Raw genomic sequence first — 15,715 nt, forward strand, 5'->3', positions numbered from 1 at the left:
GCAGTGAGACAACGCGCTTTAGCGCGGCCCGCAGGGTGAGTCGCCCAGCGACGAATAATCCTTCCCCCACCACCATCCTTGTATGCTCCCCTGAATCAAATCAATCCTTGGCACTCCGATATCTCATTTATCAATTCCCTTAACCCTTCAGCACATCCTCAACTTGAACTCCGGCCAACAATTCGCTATACCACTGGCTTCTTTAATGCAGTAAGGAAAAAAGTGCATGCGTAACAATATCTGCGTTTTTTGCGGAGCAAGCGAAGGTGTTAACCCTGCATATGCCGAAAATGCACGGCAACTGGGCCAAACTCTCGCGGCCCAGGGTCGACGTTTAATCTACGGTGGCGGTAAAAAAGGGCTAATGGGCATTGTCGCGGATGCCGTGTTAGCCGCCGGTGGCGAAGCCGTTGGCATCATTCCTGAGCGATTGGTCGAAGCAGAAACCGCGCATCGTGGCCTGACCGAGCTGGAAGTGGTCCCTGACATGCATACCCGCAAGGCGCGTATGGCGGCGCTGGCAGATGGTTTTATCGCCCTGCCCGGCGGCATAGGAACGCTGGAGGAACTGTTTGAAATCTGGACCTGGGGCCAGATTGGCTATCACAGCAAACCGGTGGGCCTGCTCGACGTGAACGGTTTCTACCGCCCGCTAAACAATTTCCTGCAGCACGTGGCCGATCAGGGCTTTATGCGCCATGACTACCTCGGCACCATGCACATCAGCGAATCCGCACAAACCTTGCTACAACAATTCGACGACTATCAGCCCAAAAATTACGACCGCTGGGCGAAATAATCCGGCTTGCCAGCGGCGGCCATTGCCGCTGGCCCGCGTTACATTTCCGGCCAAACTCTGCTACTATCTCAACACATTTTTCTCGCATAAACGGCACCGCTCATGAAGTTTGTCTCTTTTAATATCAATGGACTGCGCGCGCGTCCGCACCAACTGGCCGCAATTATCGAGCAGCACCAACCCGACGTGATCGGTCTGCAAGAAACCAAAGTTCACGATGATATGTTTCCATTGGAAGACGTCAGCCAGTACGGCTATCACGTGTTCTATCACGGGCAAAAAGGCCATTACGGCGTAGCGCTGCTGACCAAAGAAAAGCCGCTGGCCGTGCGTCGCGGTTTCCCTACCGATGAGGAAGACGCACAACGCCGCATCATCATGGCCGACCTGGCTACGCCGCAGGGCACTTTGACGGTGATCAACGGCTACTTCCCGCAGGGTGAAAGCCGTGACCACCCGATCAAATTCCCTGCCAAAACGCGCTTCTATCAGGATCTGCAAAACTACCTGGAGCAACAGATGTCGGTAGACTCACCGGTACTGGTGATGGGCGACGTCAATATCAGCCCAAGCGATTACGATATCGGCATCGGTGAAGAGAACCGCAAGCGCTGGTTGCGCACCGGTAAATGCTCTTTCCTGCCGGAAGAACGTGAATGGATGGATCGTCTGCTGAATTGGGGCCTGGTGGATACCTATCGCCACGCCAACCCAGAACGCAACGATCAGTTCTCATGGTTCGATTACCGTTCGCGCGGCTTTGATGAAAACCGCGGCCTGCGCATTGATCTGCTGTTAGCCAGCACGCCACTGGCGGCGCGTTGTATCGCCACCGGCATCGATTATGATATCCGCGGGATGGAAAAACCTTCGGATCACGCGCCGGTTTGGGCGGAGTTCTCGCTGTAATTAACCCAACCCCGGCCCCGGCCGGGGTTTCTCTCTGTGGTAAAGATGAAAATTATCGATGTCGTCGCCGCCATTATCGAAAAGAATGGCAAAATTTTACTGGCGCAACGCGATGCTGACAGCGATCAAGCCGGCCTGTGGGAGTTCCCCGGCGGAAAAGTTGAAGCGGGCGAAAGTCAGCCTCAAGCTTTGGCGCGTGAACTGGACGAAGAGTTGGGGATTGTGGCCAGCGTCGGCAATTACGTCGCCAGTAATACGTGGCAGCAAACTGAGCGGGTGATTAGGTTACATGCGTGGCGTGTCGAGGCATTCAGTGGCGAATTACAGAGCCGCTGCCATGCCGACTTTGTTTGGATCACGCCGGAGCAGGCGTTTGACTATCCGCTGGCTCCGGCCGACGTACCGCTGCTGACGGCGTATATTGCCAGTTTAACCTCAAAAGCCTGAGTCGCTGACGTTACCGCGTCACTTCTTCAGACGGATCCAGATCAGCGGATTGGTTCCCACCACGTTGGGATCGCGCACGCACTGCAGCACTTCCCCTTCCACCTTCAGTACCGCCCCTTCAGAATAGTTTTGGTCCTGATAAATACAGCAGCGGCTGCAAGGTTGCACGACAGGTTGAGCCGCCGCGCTTTTCGCCGCACCCCAAATTTCCGGTGACACTGGCACCACCACGTCCACATCGCCACGGTTGGCCATGACTGCCGACGAAAATAGCAGTGCGCCAGTGGTCAGCATCAGTAAGGCGTAATTCATTCGCTCTTCTCCCGCGCCTTGCCGGCGCTTTTCTTGCGTTTTTTTGCCCCGGAGGAAGGTGGCGGCGGCAACCCGCGAAACGCCATACTCGCCCGGCTCTGCTTGGCCTGATAAATCAGCTCCTGCAAAGTCCCCACAAGAGGTTGCATAAAGTCCTGATAGCGACAGGATTTCTCACTGATTTGCGTCAGCGTAGCCTCCCAGTTCGCCGTCATATCCGGACGGGCTGCAATATCCGGCAGCGAATGGATCAACGCCCGACCGGTTTCGCTGGAATGAATATAACGCCCTTTCTTATACAAAAACGCCCGCTTGAACAGCAACTCAATAATGCCTGCGCGCGTGGCTTCGGTCCCTAAACCATCGGTCGCTCGCAGGATTTTCTTTAGCGCTTTATCCTGAACAAAACGTGCAATACCGGTCATGGCGGAAAGCAGACTGGCATCGGTGAACGGACGCGGCGGCTGCGTCTGACGCTCAACCACTTCACCGCGTTCGCACAGCAGTTCGTCACCCTTCGCCACAACCGGTAACGGTGCGCCTTCGTTTTCTTCATCGCGCTCTTTGCTGCCCAAGAGTGTGCGCCACCCTGCTTCAGCCAGGAAGCGTGCCTTGGCGATAAACTTGCCTCCGGCGATATCCAGCTCAATGACGCATTTGCGGAACATCGCATCCGGGCAAAACTGCATCAGGTACTGTCGGGCAACCAGCCCATACACGTTCAGTTCGTCCTGACTCAGGCTGACTTTGCTGGCACGGGCAGTCGGAATAATAGCGTGGTGGGCATCCACCTTCTTGTCATCCCAGCAACGGTTACGACGATCGCTGTCGATCACCGGCTGCGGATAAAGATCCGGTTGATGAACACTGATGGCGTTCAACACTGAATGACGCCCGGCGAAATGCTCTTCCGGAAGGTAGCGGCAATCAGAACGCGGGTAAGTGATTAACTTATGGGTTTCGTACAGGCGCTGACAGACATCCAGCACCTGCTGGGCACTCAGGTTAAAACGTTTGGAAGCTTCGATTTGCAAGGTCGACAATGAAAACGGCAGCGGAGCGGTATCTGATTCCCGTTTATCATTATAGGAAGTGACCAGCGCCGGTTGGCCCTCGATGCGCTTAAGCACGTGCTCCGCCAAAGGCCGATGCAGCAGACGCCCTTCCTCATCCTGATAGGGTTCGCAGGAGTCGCTGGGTTGCCACAGGGCGACGAATCGCTCCTCTTTCGGCGTCACGATATGCGCTTTCACTTCGAAAAAGTCTTTCGACACGAAGTTTTCGATATCTTCGTCCCGCCGTACCACCAGCCCCAATACTGGCGTTTGCACCCGTCCAACGGACAACACGCCGTCATAACCGGCATTGCGCCCCAAAATGGTGTAGGCACGGGTCATGTTGATGCCATACAACCAATCAGCGCGGGAACGCGCCAGGGCAGATACGCACAAAGGGATAAAATCGCGGTTATCACGCAGCCGCTCTATGGCACGTTCCACCGCCTGCGGGTTGAGATCGTTGATCAGGCAACGGCGTACGCTGTGGCGTTTTTCCGGCGTCAGCGCCAGATAGTCGAGCACTTCGTCCACCAGCAGTTGGCCTTCGCGATCCGGGTCACCTGCGTGCACCACCTCATCGGCTTCATGCAGCAGTTTTTTGATCGCATTAAGCTGCTTGCTCACCGACGGGCGCGGCTGCAACTGCCACTTCTCTGGGATGATTGGCAAGTCCGCCAGCGACCAGCGCGCATAGCGACTGTCGTAGGCATCAGGCTGCGCCTGCTCTAATAAGTGGCCCACACACCAGGTCACCACATCATTGTTACCGCAGGCGATAAATCCGTCGCCGCGGCGATGCGGTTTGGGAAGTACGTCGGCAATGGCGCGCGCCAAACTCGGTTTCTCGGCAATAAACAGTCGCATTATTCACCGTTATTCTGGCTGTACGTCATCAGGAATTCTCTTACTTCAGCATAATTCCCGCGGAATACGATCCGCTGGGATTTCTTTTCCAATTGATAGTGATACATCGGATCATAGTAGTGCTGCAACAACGGCACCAGCCACTCCTGATGCGCGTCACTATTACCGCTGACATAGTGGCGCTGTAACGCCGATTCCAGGCTCTTCGTCAGCTGCTGAAAACGCTCCAGACCCAAACGACGGCGAATGGCGAACAGCCCATGGTGCAGATACTCATCGTATTTTTGCCAACCCGGCTCCGCCCCCAGAGCCTGTTCAAACTCCAGGCGCATGCGATCGATATATTCATGCTGCAGCCGTGCCAGACGCACCTCGAACGGATCGTCGATAACGGCCACCGGCGCTTGCTGCATGCGGTTGAAGATGGGTAACGGCAGATTGTTGCTGCCGATAATGCGCCCTTCATCCTCCAACACCCAGCGGCGGCAGCCACCATGCTGTTTTTTCAGCAATAACACAGCCAGACGATTCTCAAAATCAATCTGGCCGCTTTGTGCCACCAGCGTTCGGCCAAAAGATGAACCGCGATGCCGCGCCGCGCCCTCCAGATCGATACCTTCGGCCAGCTCATTGACCAACACCGTTTTGCCGCTGCCGGTATTGCCGCCGATCAGCACCATCGGCAGTTCAGCACTTTGTTCCAACGTGGTCAGCAAGAACTGACGCAGCGCCTTGTAGCCGCCAATAATGCGCGGATAGGTCACTCCAGCCTCACGTAGCCATTGCTGTACCAGTTGCGAACGCAAACCGCCGCGAAAACAGTATAGGTAACCTTCTGGCCATTGCGCGCATTGCGCCAGCCACGCCGCCGTGCGCTGCTCGCGCAATCGGCCGTTAACCAGGCTGTGGCCCAGGGCAATCGCCGCCTGCTGACCCTGCTGTTTGTAACAGGTGCCAACAGCCTGCCGTTCATCGTCGTTCATCAACGGCAGGTTTACCGCATTGGCAAAAGCGCCCTGCTGAAACTCAACCGGCGCGCGCACGTCAATCAGCGGGATGTCCTGCAAAAAAATACGGCGATAATCCTGGGTATCTACCCGCTCCAGCGTAGTAGACACTACATAACCTCGATCAGCGGCTTACCCGCAACGGCCGTATGCAGTTCACCGATGGCCTGTAGCTGAATGCCGTGACGTTCGGCAATCGCCTGAACCTGCTGTTCCGCTTCCGGCAACACAGCCAGCAGCAAGCCACCGGAGGTTTGCGGATCGCATAACAATTGCCGCTGCAGGCTGGTCATTTCACCCACCAGATGGCCGTAACTTTCAAAGTTACGCCCGGTGCCGCCCGGCACGCAGCCTTCGTCAATATAGCGCTCGATGTCCGGCAGTTTTGGCACTTGCTCAAACCAGACCGTCGCCTGTAATCCTGACCCCTGGCAAACCTCACTCAGGTGGCCCAGCAGACCGAAACCGGTCACGTCAGTCATCGCCGTTACGCCTTCGACATCGGCAAAATCCGCGCCCGGTTTGTTCAGTTGGCACATGACCTCGGTCGCCAGACCTTCATGTTCAGGCCGCAGCTTACTTTTCTTCTCGGCGGTGGTCAGCACGCCAATGCCCAGAGGTTTGGTCAGGAATAACCGCGCTCCGGCCTGGGCCGCGCTGTTTTTCTTCACCCGCTCGGTGCTGACGATGCCGGTAACCGCCAGGCCAAAAATAGGCTCAGGCGCATCGATAGAATGGCCGCCTGCCAACGCGATCCCCGCCTGTTGGCAGGCATAGCGCCCACCGTCGATCACCTGTTGCGCGACTTCCGGCGGCAGCTTGGCTATCGGCCAACCCAGAATGGCAATCGCCATGATCGGTTTACCGCCCATGGCATAAACGTCGCTGATGGCATTGGTTGCCGCGATGCGGCCGAAGTCGAACGGGTTGTCAACGATAGGCATAAAGAAATCGGTAGTGCTGATAATGCCAACGCCGTTGCCGATGTCATACACCGCAGCATCGTCACGGGTTTCATTGCCCACCAGCAAACGCGGATCGACAAACTTCTCCCGCTCGCTGTGCAGAATAGTTTCGAGAACTTTCGGTGAGATTTTACAACCGCAGCCTGCGCCATGGCTGTACTGGGTTAAACGGATCGCTGGCGATGTCATATACCACTCCCTTCGGTTAACGGCATTCAAGATATCATAGGGTAGCGCTTGCCGAGGGGAATGGTAAGAGCGGGCTGTCGATAACCGAACAGCCTGCTCAGAAACAACACAGAATGGCGGGATTTAACGCATTTTTGCGGCAGCCCTGCGCCGGAGTTTATTAGAAGTAGCTGACGAACGGCGTGCTGTCCGGTGCGACAACTTTGGTTGCGGCTTTCAACTGAGGAGTCCCCAAATACAGGAAGCCAACAATTTCGTCCTGCTCACGGCAGCCAAAGGCTTCGCGAACCAGAGGATGTTCGGTCCAGGCCCCGGTACGCCAGATGCCGTTGAAGCCTTGCGCCAGCGCGGCCATCTGCATCGCCTGCACCGCACAACCGGCAGAAACTACCTGCTCCCAGCGCGGCACCTTGGTTTCTTCGGTGCAATGCGCCACTACGGTGATGATCAGCGGTGCGCGGAACGGCGCTTTTGTCGCCTTCTCAATAGCCGCTTCGTCCATTTCGTCCTGCTTTGCAGCAGCTTGTAACAATTGGCTGAAGCGCTCCAGGCCCTGGTTTTCAATCATCACGAAACGCCATGGCTGCAATGCGCCGTGGTCAGGCGCCCGCAGGCCCGCGTTGATGATATTTTGACGAGCCTCATTGGTGGGCGCAGGCTCGGCGAGGCGTGAGGCCGAACGGCGGTTCAGTAAAAGATCCAGTGCATCCATCGTAAACTCCTGATAACAATTTTCATTACGATCACGTTAACATAGCTAAACGGCGAGTGACAGCGTCGGTAATACCCTCTGTGACACACGATTTAAAGCTGACATTTCCTCGGCCGCTCATTAGGATAGCGGAACATTCTCGACTCTTGCTGGAGAACACATGCGCACATTGTGGCAAATCATTGCCGGCGTTTTCAGGTGGACATGGCGTCTGCTGAACTTTATCAGGGAACTGATCCTTAATCTGTTCCTGGTGTTGCTGATCCTGGTTGGGGTTGGCATCTATCTTTCATTCCAGAGCGCAACCACCCCTGCCGTGCCTACTCGCGGTGCGTTACTGGTGGACTTGAGCGGTGTGGTCGTTGACCAACCCTCGATGAACAACAAAGTGCGCCAATGGGGCCGTGAACTGCTGGGCGCGTCCAGTAACCGTCTGCAGGAAAACTCCCTGTTTGACGTGGTTGACAGCATCCGCAAAGCCAAGGACGACAAAAACATTACCGGCATGGTATTGCAGTTAAATGATTTTGCCGGCGCCGATCAGCCTTCGCTGCAATACATCGGCAAGGCGCTGCGGGAATTCCGCGACAGCGGGAAACCGATTTTCGCCATTGGCGACAGCTATAACCAGACGCAATACTATCTGGCCAGCTACGCCAACAAAGTTTATCTGTCGCCACAGGGCGCCGTCGATCTGCACGGTTTCGCCACCAACAATCTTTACTACAAATCCCTGTTGGAGAAACTCAAGGTCACCACCAATATCTTCCGCGTGGGCACCTATAAATCTGCGGTAGAACCGCTGATCCGTGACGATATGTCACCGGCCGCCCGTGAGGCCGACAGCCGCTGGATTGGCGGGCTGTGGCAGAACTACCTGGATACGGTAGCCGCCAACCGTCAGATCACCGCGCAGCAACTGTTCCCGGGTGCGGCGGGCGTGTTGACCGGTTTGCAGGCCGCCGGTGGCGATACCGCCAAGTACGCGCTGGACAATAAACTGGTGGATGAACTGGCTTCCCGCACCGTCATTGAGAACCAACTGATCAAGACTTTCGGTTGGGACAAGCAGGCGAACGATTTCAACGCCACCAGCATCTATGACTATCAGCCAAAAGCGGCGCCAGATCAGGGAGGCAAAATTGCCGTGATCTTCGCCAACGGCGCGATCATGGACGGCCCGCAGACGCCAGGCACCGTTGGGGGTGACACCACCGCCGCGGAACTGCGTCAGGCGCGACTGGATCCGGCGATCAAAGCGGTTATCTTCCGGGTTAACAGCCCAGGGGGCAGCGTCAGCGCTTCTGAAGTGATCCGCTCCGAACTGGCCGCAGTACGCGCCGCCGGAAAACCAGTGGTGGTTTCCATGGGTGGTATGGCGGCATCGGGCGGTTATTGGGTCTCTACGCCGGCGGACTACATCATCGCCAGCCCGAGCACCCTCACCGGCTCTATCGGCATCTTCGGGGTGATCAACACCTATGAGCAGACGCTGGACAGCATTGGCGTGCATACCGACGGTGTGGCCACCTCGCCGCTGGCGGATCTGGCGGTGACCAAGGCGCTGCCACCAGAGTTCTCGCAGATGATGCAGTTGAACATCGAGAAAGGTTATCAAAACTTTATCGATCTGGTCGCCAAGGCCCGCAAAATGACGCCGCAGCAGGTTGACCAAATTGCTCAGGGGCACGTGTGGTTGGGCAGCGATGCCAAAACCAACGGTCTGGTCGATCAGTTGGGCGATTTTGACGACGCGGTGAAAAAAGCGGCCGAACTGGCGCAGTTGAAACAATGGCAGCTTAACTGGTTTGTCGATACGCCAAGCCTGACCGACATGGTACTCAGCCAGTTTGGCGTGTCTATTCACGCCATGCTGCCGGCAGCCATTCAGTCAATGCTGCCTGCGCCGCTGGCGTCGGTAGCCATGGCGGTAAAAGAACAGCCGGGTTTGTTCAACAACCTGAACGATCCGCAAAACCGCTATGCCATCTGTTTGACCTGCGGAGAAGTCCGCTAACAAATTAATCCTCAGCCCGGCACCCGCCGGGCTTTTTTTCTGCGCTTATCCCCCTATAATTCAGCCCATCATATTTCTGTTAAAACAATGACCATGCAAAAGAAATCGATTTACGTCGCTTATACCGGCGGTACCATCGGCATGCAACGCTCCGATCACGGCTACATCCCGGTGTCCGGTCACCTGCAACGCCAACTGGCCTTGATGCCTGAGTTTCACCGGCCGGAGATGCCGGACTTCACCATTCATGAATATGCGCCGCTGATCGATTCCTCCGATATGACGCCGGAAGACTGGCAGCATATCGCCGACGACATCAAAAAGAATTACCACCTCTATGATGGCTTCGTGATCCTGCACGGTACCGACACCATGGCCTTCACCGCTTCGGCCCTGTCGTTCATGCTGGAAAACCTGGCCAAGCCGGTGATCGTCACCGGTTCGCAAATCCCTCTGGCTGAACTGCGTTCCGACGGTCAAACCAACCTGCTGAACGCGCTGTACCTGGCCGCCAACCATCCGGTGAATGAAGTCAGTCTGTTCTTCAACAACAAACTGTTCCGCGGCAACCGCACCACCAAGGCGCACGCTGACGGATTCGACGCCTTTGCCTCGCCTAACCTGCCGCCGCTGCTGGAAGCGGGGATCCATATCCGTCGCCAGAACGGTATCGACAGCCCGGTCTGCAACGGTGAGCTGAAAGTGCATGACATTACCCCGCAGCCGATCGGTGTGGTGACGATTTACCCAGGGATCTCCGGCGCGGTAGTCCGCAACTTTTTGCTGCAACCGGTGAAAGCCTTGATCCTGCGCTCTTACGGCGTGGGCAACGCACCGCAAAAAGCGGAGCTGGTTGATGAATTGCGCGACGCTTCCGAACGCGGCATTGTGGTCGTGAACCTGACCCAGTGCATCTCCGGTCGGGTGAATATGGAAGGCTACGCCACCGGTAACGCGCTGGCCCATGCCGGGGTCATCAGCGGTTTCGACATGACGGTGGAAGCCGCCTTGACCAAGCTGCATTATTTGCTGAGCCAACCGCTGACGCCGGAGCAAATCCGCAGCCAGATGCAGCAAGACTTGCGCGGTGAACTAAGCATCAGTGGTTAACCCTAACCCCAAGACGGAGTCGCGATGAAAACAGCCCTGCTGCTAATCGATTTGCAAAACGATTTTTGCCCCGGCGGCGCACTGGCGGTGACAGACGGCGATGCCGTGATCGCCGTAGCCAATCGGGCAATAGAGGCCTGCAACGCGCGGGGCGAGCCTGTGGTCGCCAGCCAGGACTGGCATCCTGCCAATCACCGTAGCTTTGCGGTAAACGCCAACGCACAGGTGGGTACGCTGGGTGAACTGGAGGGGTTGCCGCAGGTGTGGTGGCCGGTGCACTGCGTACAGGAAAGCCCAGGTGCCGAGCTTCATCCGCAATTAAACCAACGGGATATCGTCGCCGTATTCCGTAAAGGTCAAAATACGGATATCGACAGCTACAGCGCCTTCTTCGACAACGGGCATCGCTCACGCACCGAGTTGGACCGCTGGTTGAAAGCTCATGACGTGAGCCATTTGGCCGTGATGGGGCTGGCAACCGACTACTGCGTCAAATTCAGCGTCCTGGATGCTCTCGCGCTGGGGTACCAGACCTCGATAATTACCGACGGCTGTCGCGGCGTTAATTTGCAAGCTGGTGACAGTCAGGAAGCCCTTCAGGCCATGCAGCAGGCTGGTGCAAAACTCGTTACCCTGTCACAATTCATCGAACGATAATGCGTCGGGTGCTGATGGCACCCGCCCATTCCCCCACCGACAAATCTCGACATCGCTCACATTCCGACCATTCTCCTGTGATGACATCTTGTTCGCGTGCAGCACATTTGCTGTTATGACCGCTGATGCCTTGGCATCAATCAGTTATACGCATCCGGGGCCCATTGAGCCCGGCTTTATGTTACCGCCTGAGGCGGTTTCGGGTCGGCCTTGCCGACCAAAGGAGATAACATGGTTTTCACCCGTAAACTGCTGCCTTTGCTGGTGGCGGTGCAGTTTGGTATGGCTGGTGCCGGCATGGCGCATGCCACCTCTTACCTCTCCGTCGGTTATTTCAACGGCGGGGGTGACGTTACCGCCGGTCCAGGCGGTGACATCAACAAGCTGGACGTCACGCAAATTACCCACCTCAATTACTCCTTCGGCCTGATCTACAACGATGAGAAAGACGAATCCAATCCTGCGCTGAAAGACCCGGCTCGCCTGCACCAGATTTATCTGCCACCTAAAGTGATGGCCGATCTGAAGCTGCTGCCGGTATTGCGTAAACAGAATCCGGAGTTGAAAGTGCTGCTGTCCGTCGGCGGTTGGGGTGCTCGCGGTTTTTCTGGTGCGGCGGCAACGCCAGAGAGCCGGACTGTATTTATCCGTTCGGTGCTGGACGTCATCCAGCAGTACCAACTGGACGGCATCGATCTCGACTGGGAGTACCCGGTTAACGGCGCCTGGGGGCTGGTCGAAAGCCAACCGGCGGACCGGGCCAACTTCACCGTGCTGCTGAAAGAACTGCATAGCGCCCTGAATAAAAATAAATTGCTGACCATCGCCGTGGGTGCCAACGTCAAAAGTCCGCAGGAGTGGGTGGACGTCAAAGGTATTGCGCCCTACCTCGATTACATCAACCTGATGACCTACGACATGGCGTACGGCACTCAGTATTTCAACTCCAATCTGTATGATTCCAAACAGTGGCCTACCGTCGCGGCGGCCGATCGCTACAGCGCCAATTTTGTCGTGGATAACTATCTGGCCGCTGGACTTAAACCGGCGCAGTTAAATCTGGGCATCGGTTTTTATGGTCGGGTACCCAAACGCGCCACTGAGCCCGGCATCGACTGGGACAAAGCTGACGCAGAGAAAAACCCTGTCACCCAACCCTATTTCACCGCGCGTGAAACCGCCGTCTTCAAATCACTGGGGTTGGATCTGACCAAGGACAGCTACTTCAAATATAACGATATCGTCAGCAAGCTGTTAAACGATCCACAGCGGCGCTTCAGCGCCCATTGGGACAGCGATGCCCAGGTTCCCTATCTGACGATGAAATCCGCCGAGGGCAAACCTTTATTCGCCATTTCGTACGAGAACCCGCGCTCGGTTGAGCTGAAGGCTGATTACATCAAAAGCAAGGGATTAGGGGGCGCGATGTTCTGGGAATATGGCGCAGACGACAATAACCGGCTCGCGCATCAACTGGCGGAATCGCTGGGGATCAACGGCGGGAAAGGCTAAACCCACGGGGCGATGTCACTATCGCCCCGTTATTCGATTTACTGCGGTTTCAGCTTAGCCAAGGGTTCAGCGATAAACTGCTGTTTCAGCTCTTGCTTGCTCTTCATCACAATCTGGCCGTCGGTGCCGATACTCATGTGTTGCGGATCGGCGTTGTGCAACGACTGCCACAGCATGACCGCCTGCAGGCTGTTTTCTTTCTGTTCCGGAGTCAGGGCTACGCCATCCGGCCACTTGCCCAGCTCAACGGCTAATACCAGCCGTTGATAGATTTCCGGCGTCATGGCGGCAATCAGGTCTTTCACATCCATCAGGGCCTTTCCTTACTCATGCAAGAATAATTAGCTGAATCGATTTTTCTAACAACGTACTAGCTCTAGCCAGCCGTTTTCTCACCGTTCTCACCGTCGGTAAAACTGAGCGACGCCGAGTTAACGCAAAAACGCTCGCCGGTCGGCTGCGGGCCGTCGGGGAATACGTGGCCCAAATGCGCGTCACAGTGACCACAGCGGATCTCAACGCGATGCATATTATGTGAATTATCATCAAGATAACGAATCGCATCGTCAGATACCGGCTGATAGAAGCTCGGCCAACCGCAGCCGGAGTCGTACTTGCTGTCTGAGTAGAACAGCGGGTGGTTGCAGCACAGGCAATGGTACACGCCCTCGCGTTTGTTGTGCAGCAATTTGCCGGAATACGGCGCCTCGGTACCACGTTCCTGAGTCACATAACGTTGGATTTCATTCAGTTCCGTGGCCGGATGGTCAGGGGTTGTCTCTTTAGCCATTTGTGCGTTTCTCTGAATGTGGATAATGTCAACGAAAACAATGAGTAATAATAACAAAAAATTAACAACACTGCAGCGCTTTTTGGCCTAAACTGTAGCCCATAAAGGTCACGTCGCGGCAATATGTGATACCGATCACATATCTTATATGGACTGACTTTATACTTGGCGGTTTGACCCCATATTACGGATGAGGCCGAACGCAAACGGAACGTGCAATAAGCGCTCAAACCAGGCTGCGAGGTTTGATTTGCAGCAAGTATTGACACGATTCCGCTTGACGCTTGGTAAGGTTTTTGTAATTTTACAGGCAACCTTTTATTCACTAACAAATAGCTGGTGGAATATATGACTATCAAAGTAGGTATCAACGGTTTTGGCCGTATCGGTCGCATTGTTTTTCGTGCTGCTCAAGAACGTTCTGACATCGAAATCGTTGCAATCAACGACCTGTTAGACGCAGAGTACATGGCTTACATGCTGAAATATGACTCTACTCACGGCCGCTTCAACGGCACTGTAGAAGTTAAAGACGGCCACCTGGTTGTTAACGGCAAAACCATCCGTTGTACCTCAGAAAGAGATCCGGCTAACCTGAAGTGGAACGAAGTCAACGTTGACGTCGTTGCAGAAGCAACTGGCCTGTTCCTGACTGACGAAACTGCACGTAAACACATCGCTGCAGGCGCTAAGAAAGTTGTTCTGACTGGCCCATCCAAAGACGACACCCCAATGTTCGTTATGGGTGTGAACCACAAATCTTACGCTGGTCAGGAAATCGTTTCTAACGCTTCTTGTACCACCAACTGCCTGGCACCACTGGCTAAAGTTATCAACGACAAGTTCGGCATCGTTGAAGCGCTGATGACCACCGTGCATGCAACTACCGCAACTCAGAAAACCGTTGATGGCCCGTCTCACAAAGACTGGCGCGGCGGCCGCGGCGCATCTCAGAACATCATCCCTTCTTCTACCGGTGCTGCTAAAGCAGTAGGTAAAGTTATCCCAGAACTGAACGGCAAACTGACCGGTATGGCGTTCCGCGTTCCTACCCCGAACGTTTCTGTGGTTGACCTGACTGCTCGTCTGGCTAAACCTGCTTCTTACAAAGAAATCTGTGCTGCTATCAAAGCTGCATCTGAAGGCGAGCTGAAAGGCGTGCTGGGCTACACCGAAGACGAAGTGGTTTCTACCGATTTCAACGGCGAAACTCTGACTTCCGTATTCGATGCCAAAGCCGGTATCGCTCTGAGCGACACCTTCGTGAAACTGGTTTCTTGGTACGATAACGAAACTGGTTACTCCAACAAGGTTCTGGATCTGATCGCTCACATCTCCAAATAATGGATTGATGCCAAGCTGATGATGAGGGCGACATTTTTGTCGCCCTTTTTTTGTTTCTACGGCGAACAAAAGGCCAACCGATGAACGAAAAAATTTTCACCCTACCCGTTACTCAGCAAATTTCTCCTTATATCAGCCAACGGCAACTCGACGAACTGCCCGTGGTGGTGGTTTCCCACCCGAAAGTGCGTGCGGCTATCACGCTGCAAGGCGCGCATCTATTGGCCTGGCAACCCAGCGGTGAAAAGCCGGTCATTTGGCTGAGCAACAACACGCCATTTAAAAAAGGCAATGCTATCCGCGGCGGCGTCCCCATTTGCTGGCCCTGGTTTGGTCCGGTGGCAAAACCCTCGCACGGTTTCGCCCGCAATCAGCCCTGGAGTCTGACGGCGCATGATGAAGATGATAACGGCGTCATTCTGACCTTCACGCTGAAAGATAATGAGCAAACCCGTAGCCTGTGGCCACACGCCTTTACGCTGATTGCCCGCTTCAAGCTAGGCGAAGAGTGTGAGATAGAGCTGGAGTCTCACGGTGATTATCAGGCCACTGCGGCGCTGCATAGCTACTTCCAGATCGGGGACATTGAACAGGTTAAGGTAGCCGGCCTCGGCGTGCCTTATATCGATAAAGTCGCTGGGGGCGCCGAAGCCAAACAGACGGGTGACGTGACCTTCGTCGGCCAGACCGATCGGGTTTATACCCAGCCGGAGGCCTTTAGCCTGATTAAAGATGCGGCGCTCCAACGCACCATTGAGGTTCATCACCATCACATGAGCGATGTGATTGCCTGGAACCCTGGCGTAGAGCTTTCTTGCAGCATGGCGGACATGCCTAACGACGGGTATAAAACCATGGTTTGCGTGGAAACCGGCCGCGTCAGCAAACCGCTGATCGCCGCAGGGGAACAACCGGCACGGCTGGCAGTGACCTTCCGCACCCGCAAGAACGCGTGATCGCAGCAGGGCGGTGAAAACGCCTGCCCTGCATCATTGCACTACAGACGTGCAAAAGGGGCGCCAG

16 protein-coding genes and 1 other RNA gene are annotated in these 15,715 nt (G+C 55.5%); 10 read left to right on the forward strand and 7 right to left on the reverse strand.

Annotated elements, in window-relative coordinates; genetic code table 11:
- The 4 genes from AC1RKC_RS07465 to AC1RKC_RS07480 all read left to right on the forward strand — a co-directional run.
- Positions 1 to 75, forward strand: a non-coding RNA gene (locus AC1RKC_RS07465) — RtT sRNA; the annotation flags it as partial.
- Between the two features lie 151 nt (positions 76 to 226).
- Complete coding sequence (locus AC1RKC_RS07470; RefSeq protein ID WP_020827198.1) at positions 227 to 799, forward strand: LOG family protein; 573 nt, start codon at positions 227 to 229, stop codon at positions 797 to 799.
- 102 nt (positions 800 to 901) lie between these two features.
- Complete coding sequence (xthA, locus tag AC1RKC_RS07475; RefSeq protein WP_020827199.1) at positions 902 to 1,708, forward strand: exodeoxyribonuclease III; 807 nt, start codon at positions 902 to 904, stop codon at positions 1,706 to 1,708.
- A 45-nt stretch (positions 1,709 to 1,753) separates the two neighbouring features.
- Positions 1,754 to 2,155 (forward strand): pyrimidine (deoxy)nucleoside triphosphate diphosphatase, encoded by a 402-nt coding sequence (locus AC1RKC_RS07480; RefSeq protein WP_020827200.1) that lies wholly within the window; start codon positions 1,754 to 1,756, stop codon positions 2,153 to 2,155.
- 18 nt (positions 2,156 to 2,173) lie between these two features.
- Here the strand turns inward: AC1RKC_RS07480 and AC1RKC_RS07485 are convergent, their stop codons facing one another.
- The 5 genes from AC1RKC_RS07485 to AC1RKC_RS07505 form a co-directional block, all read right to left on the reverse strand.
- Positions 2,174 to 2,467 carry a DUF1496 domain-containing protein gene (locus AC1RKC_RS07485; protein WP_020827201.1) on the reverse strand — a complete coding sequence of 98 codons (294 nt, stop codon included), beginning with the start codon at positions 2,465 to 2,467 and terminating at the stop codon, positions 2,174 to 2,176.
- Positions 2,464 to 4,389, reverse strand: a complete 1,926-nt coding sequence (locus AC1RKC_RS07490; protein ID WP_046373372.1) for a DNA topoisomerase III — start codon at positions 4,387 to 4,389, stop codon at positions 2,464 to 2,466. Before AC1RKC_RS07490 ends, AC1RKC_RS07485 begins: the two co-directional genes overlap by 4 nt.
- The gene (gene mnmH, locus AC1RKC_RS07495; RefSeq protein WP_046373371.1) at positions 4,389 to 5,507 is read right to left on the reverse strand and encodes a tRNA 2-selenouridine(34) synthase MnmH; all 1,119 of its coding nucleotides are present in this window, start codon (positions 5,505 to 5,507) and stop codon (positions 4,389 to 4,391) included. Before mnmH ends, AC1RKC_RS07490 begins: the two co-directional genes overlap by 1 nt.
- Positions 5,507 to 6,550, reverse strand: a complete 1,044-nt coding sequence (gene selD / locus AC1RKC_RS07500; RefSeq protein WP_046373370.1) for a selenide, water dikinase SelD — start codon at positions 6,548 to 6,550, stop codon at positions 5,507 to 5,509. Before selD ends, mnmH begins: the two co-directional genes overlap by 1 nt.
- A gap of 160 nt (positions 6,551 to 6,710) precedes the next feature.
- Positions 6,711 to 7,262, reverse strand: a complete 552-nt coding sequence (locus AC1RKC_RS07505) for an NAD(P)H nitroreductase (protein ID WP_020827205.1) — start codon at positions 7,260 to 7,262, stop codon at positions 6,711 to 6,713.
- Between the two features lie 160 nt (positions 7,263 to 7,422).
- On the opposite strand from AC1RKC_RS07505, the gene sppA reads away from it, so the two are divergent.
- The 4 genes from sppA to chiD all read left to right on the forward strand — a co-directional run bounded on the left by sppA (position 7,423) and on the right by chiD (position 12,558).
- A complete protein-coding gene (gene sppA / locus AC1RKC_RS07510) occupies positions 7,423 to 9,279 on the forward strand; it encodes a signal peptide peptidase SppA (RefSeq protein ID WP_020827206.1) in 1,857 nt (618 codons plus the stop codon).
- 93 nt (positions 9,280 to 9,372) lie between these two features.
- On the forward strand, positions 9,373 to 10,389 hold the full coding sequence (ansA, locus tag AC1RKC_RS07515) for an asparaginase (RefSeq protein WP_041415430.1): 1,017 nt from the start codon (positions 9,373 to 9,375) through the stop codon (positions 10,387 to 10,389).
- A gap of 24 nt (positions 10,390 to 10,413) precedes the next feature.
- Entirely contained in the window at positions 10,414 to 11,046 is a 633-nt protein-coding gene (gene pncA / locus AC1RKC_RS07520) for a bifunctional nicotinamidase/pyrazinamidase (protein WP_128864692.1), read from the forward strand.
- Positions 11,047 to 11,277: 231 nt separating this feature from the next.
- Positions 11,278 to 12,558: a chitinase ChiD gene (gene chiD / locus AC1RKC_RS07525; RefSeq protein WP_493092431.1), complete on the forward strand. Its 1,281-nt coding sequence runs from the start codon at positions 11,278 to 11,280 to the stop codon at positions 12,556 to 12,558.
- Positions 12,559 to 12,596: 38 nt separating this feature from the next.
- Here the strand turns inward: chiD and AC1RKC_RS07530 are convergent, their stop codons facing one another.
- Positions 12,597 to 12,869, reverse strand: a complete 273-nt coding sequence (locus tag AC1RKC_RS07530; protein ID WP_020827210.1) for a YeaC family protein — start codon at positions 12,867 to 12,869, stop codon at positions 12,597 to 12,599.
- Between the two features lie 65 nt (positions 12,870 to 12,934).
- Complete coding sequence (msrB, locus tag AC1RKC_RS07535) at positions 12,935 to 13,348, reverse strand: peptide-methionine (R)-S-oxide reductase MsrB (protein ID WP_020827211.1); 414 nt, start codon at positions 13,346 to 13,348, stop codon at positions 12,935 to 12,937.
- Between the two features lie 348 nt (positions 13,349 to 13,696).
- Between msrB and gapA the strand changes: the two genes are divergently transcribed.
- On the forward strand, positions 13,697 to 14,692 hold the full coding sequence (gene gapA / locus AC1RKC_RS07540; protein ID WP_012145453.1) for a glyceraldehyde-3-phosphate dehydrogenase: 996 nt from the start codon (positions 13,697 to 13,699) through the stop codon (positions 14,690 to 14,692).
- Positions 14,693 to 14,772: 80 nt separating this feature from the next.
- Entirely contained in the window at positions 14,773 to 15,648 is an 876-nt protein-coding gene (locus tag AC1RKC_RS07545; RefSeq protein WP_020827212.1) for a D-hexose-6-phosphate mutarotase, read from the forward strand.
- Positions 15,649 to 15,715: the final 67 nt, after the last annotated feature.

This window comes from Serratia sp. GW822-FHT06E05, from assembly GCF_058799445.1.

Bases quoted from the DNA above. Each gene is read 5' to 3' on its own strand.
- sppA (WP_020827206.1), top strand. From the start codon at position 7,423: ATGCGCACATTGTGGCAAATCATTGCCGGCGTTTTCAGGTGGACATGG.
- AC1RKC_RS07505 (WP_020827205.1), bottom strand. From the start codon at position 7,262: ATGGATGCACTGGATCTTTTACTGAACCGCCGTTCGGCCTCACGCCTC.
- pncA (WP_128864692.1), top strand. From the start codon at position 10,414: ATGAAAACAGCCCTGCTGCTAATCGATTTGCAAAACGATTTTTGCCCC.
- gapA (WP_012145453.1), top strand. From the start codon at position 13,697: ATGACTATCAAAGTAGGTATCAACGGTTTTGGCCGTATCGGTCGCATT.
- AC1RKC_RS07545 (WP_020827212.1), top strand. From the start codon at position 14,773: ATGAACGAAAAAATTTTCACCCTACCCGTTACTCAGCAAATTTCTCCT.
- AC1RKC_RS07485 (WP_020827201.1), bottom strand. From the start codon at position 2,467: ATGAATTACGCCTTACTGATGCTGACCACTGGCGCACTGCTATTTTCG.
- AC1RKC_RS07490 (WP_046373372.1), bottom strand. From the start codon at position 4,389: ATGCGACTGTTTATTGCCGAGAAACCGAGTTTGGCGCGCGCCATTGCC.
- AC1RKC_RS07530 (WP_020827210.1), bottom strand. From the start codon at position 12,869: ATGGATGTGAAAGACCTGATTGCCGCCATGACGCCGGAAATCTATCAA.
- AC1RKC_RS07480 (WP_020827200.1), top strand. From the start codon at position 1,754: ATGAAAATTATCGATGTCGTCGCCGCCATTATCGAAAAGAATGGCAAA.
- ansA (WP_041415430.1), top strand. From the start codon at position 9,373: ATGCAAAAGAAATCGATTTACGTCGCTTATACCGGCGGTACCATCGGC.
- chiD (WP_493092431.1), top strand. From the start codon at position 11,278: ATGGTTTTCACCCGTAAACTGCTGCCTTTGCTGGTGGCGGTGCAGTTT.
- selD (WP_046373370.1), bottom strand. From the start codon at position 6,550: ATGACATCGCCAGCGATCCGTTTAACCCAGTACAGCCATGGCGCAGGC.
- msrB (WP_020827211.1), bottom strand. From the start codon at position 13,348: ATGGCTAAAGAGACAACCCCTGACCATCCGGCCACGGAACTGAATGAA.
- xthA (WP_020827199.1), top strand. From the start codon at position 902: ATGAAGTTTGTCTCTTTTAATATCAATGGACTGCGCGCGCGTCCGCAC.
- AC1RKC_RS07470 (WP_020827198.1), top strand. From the start codon at position 227: ATGCGTAACAATATCTGCGTTTTTTGCGGAGCAAGCGAAGGTGTTAAC.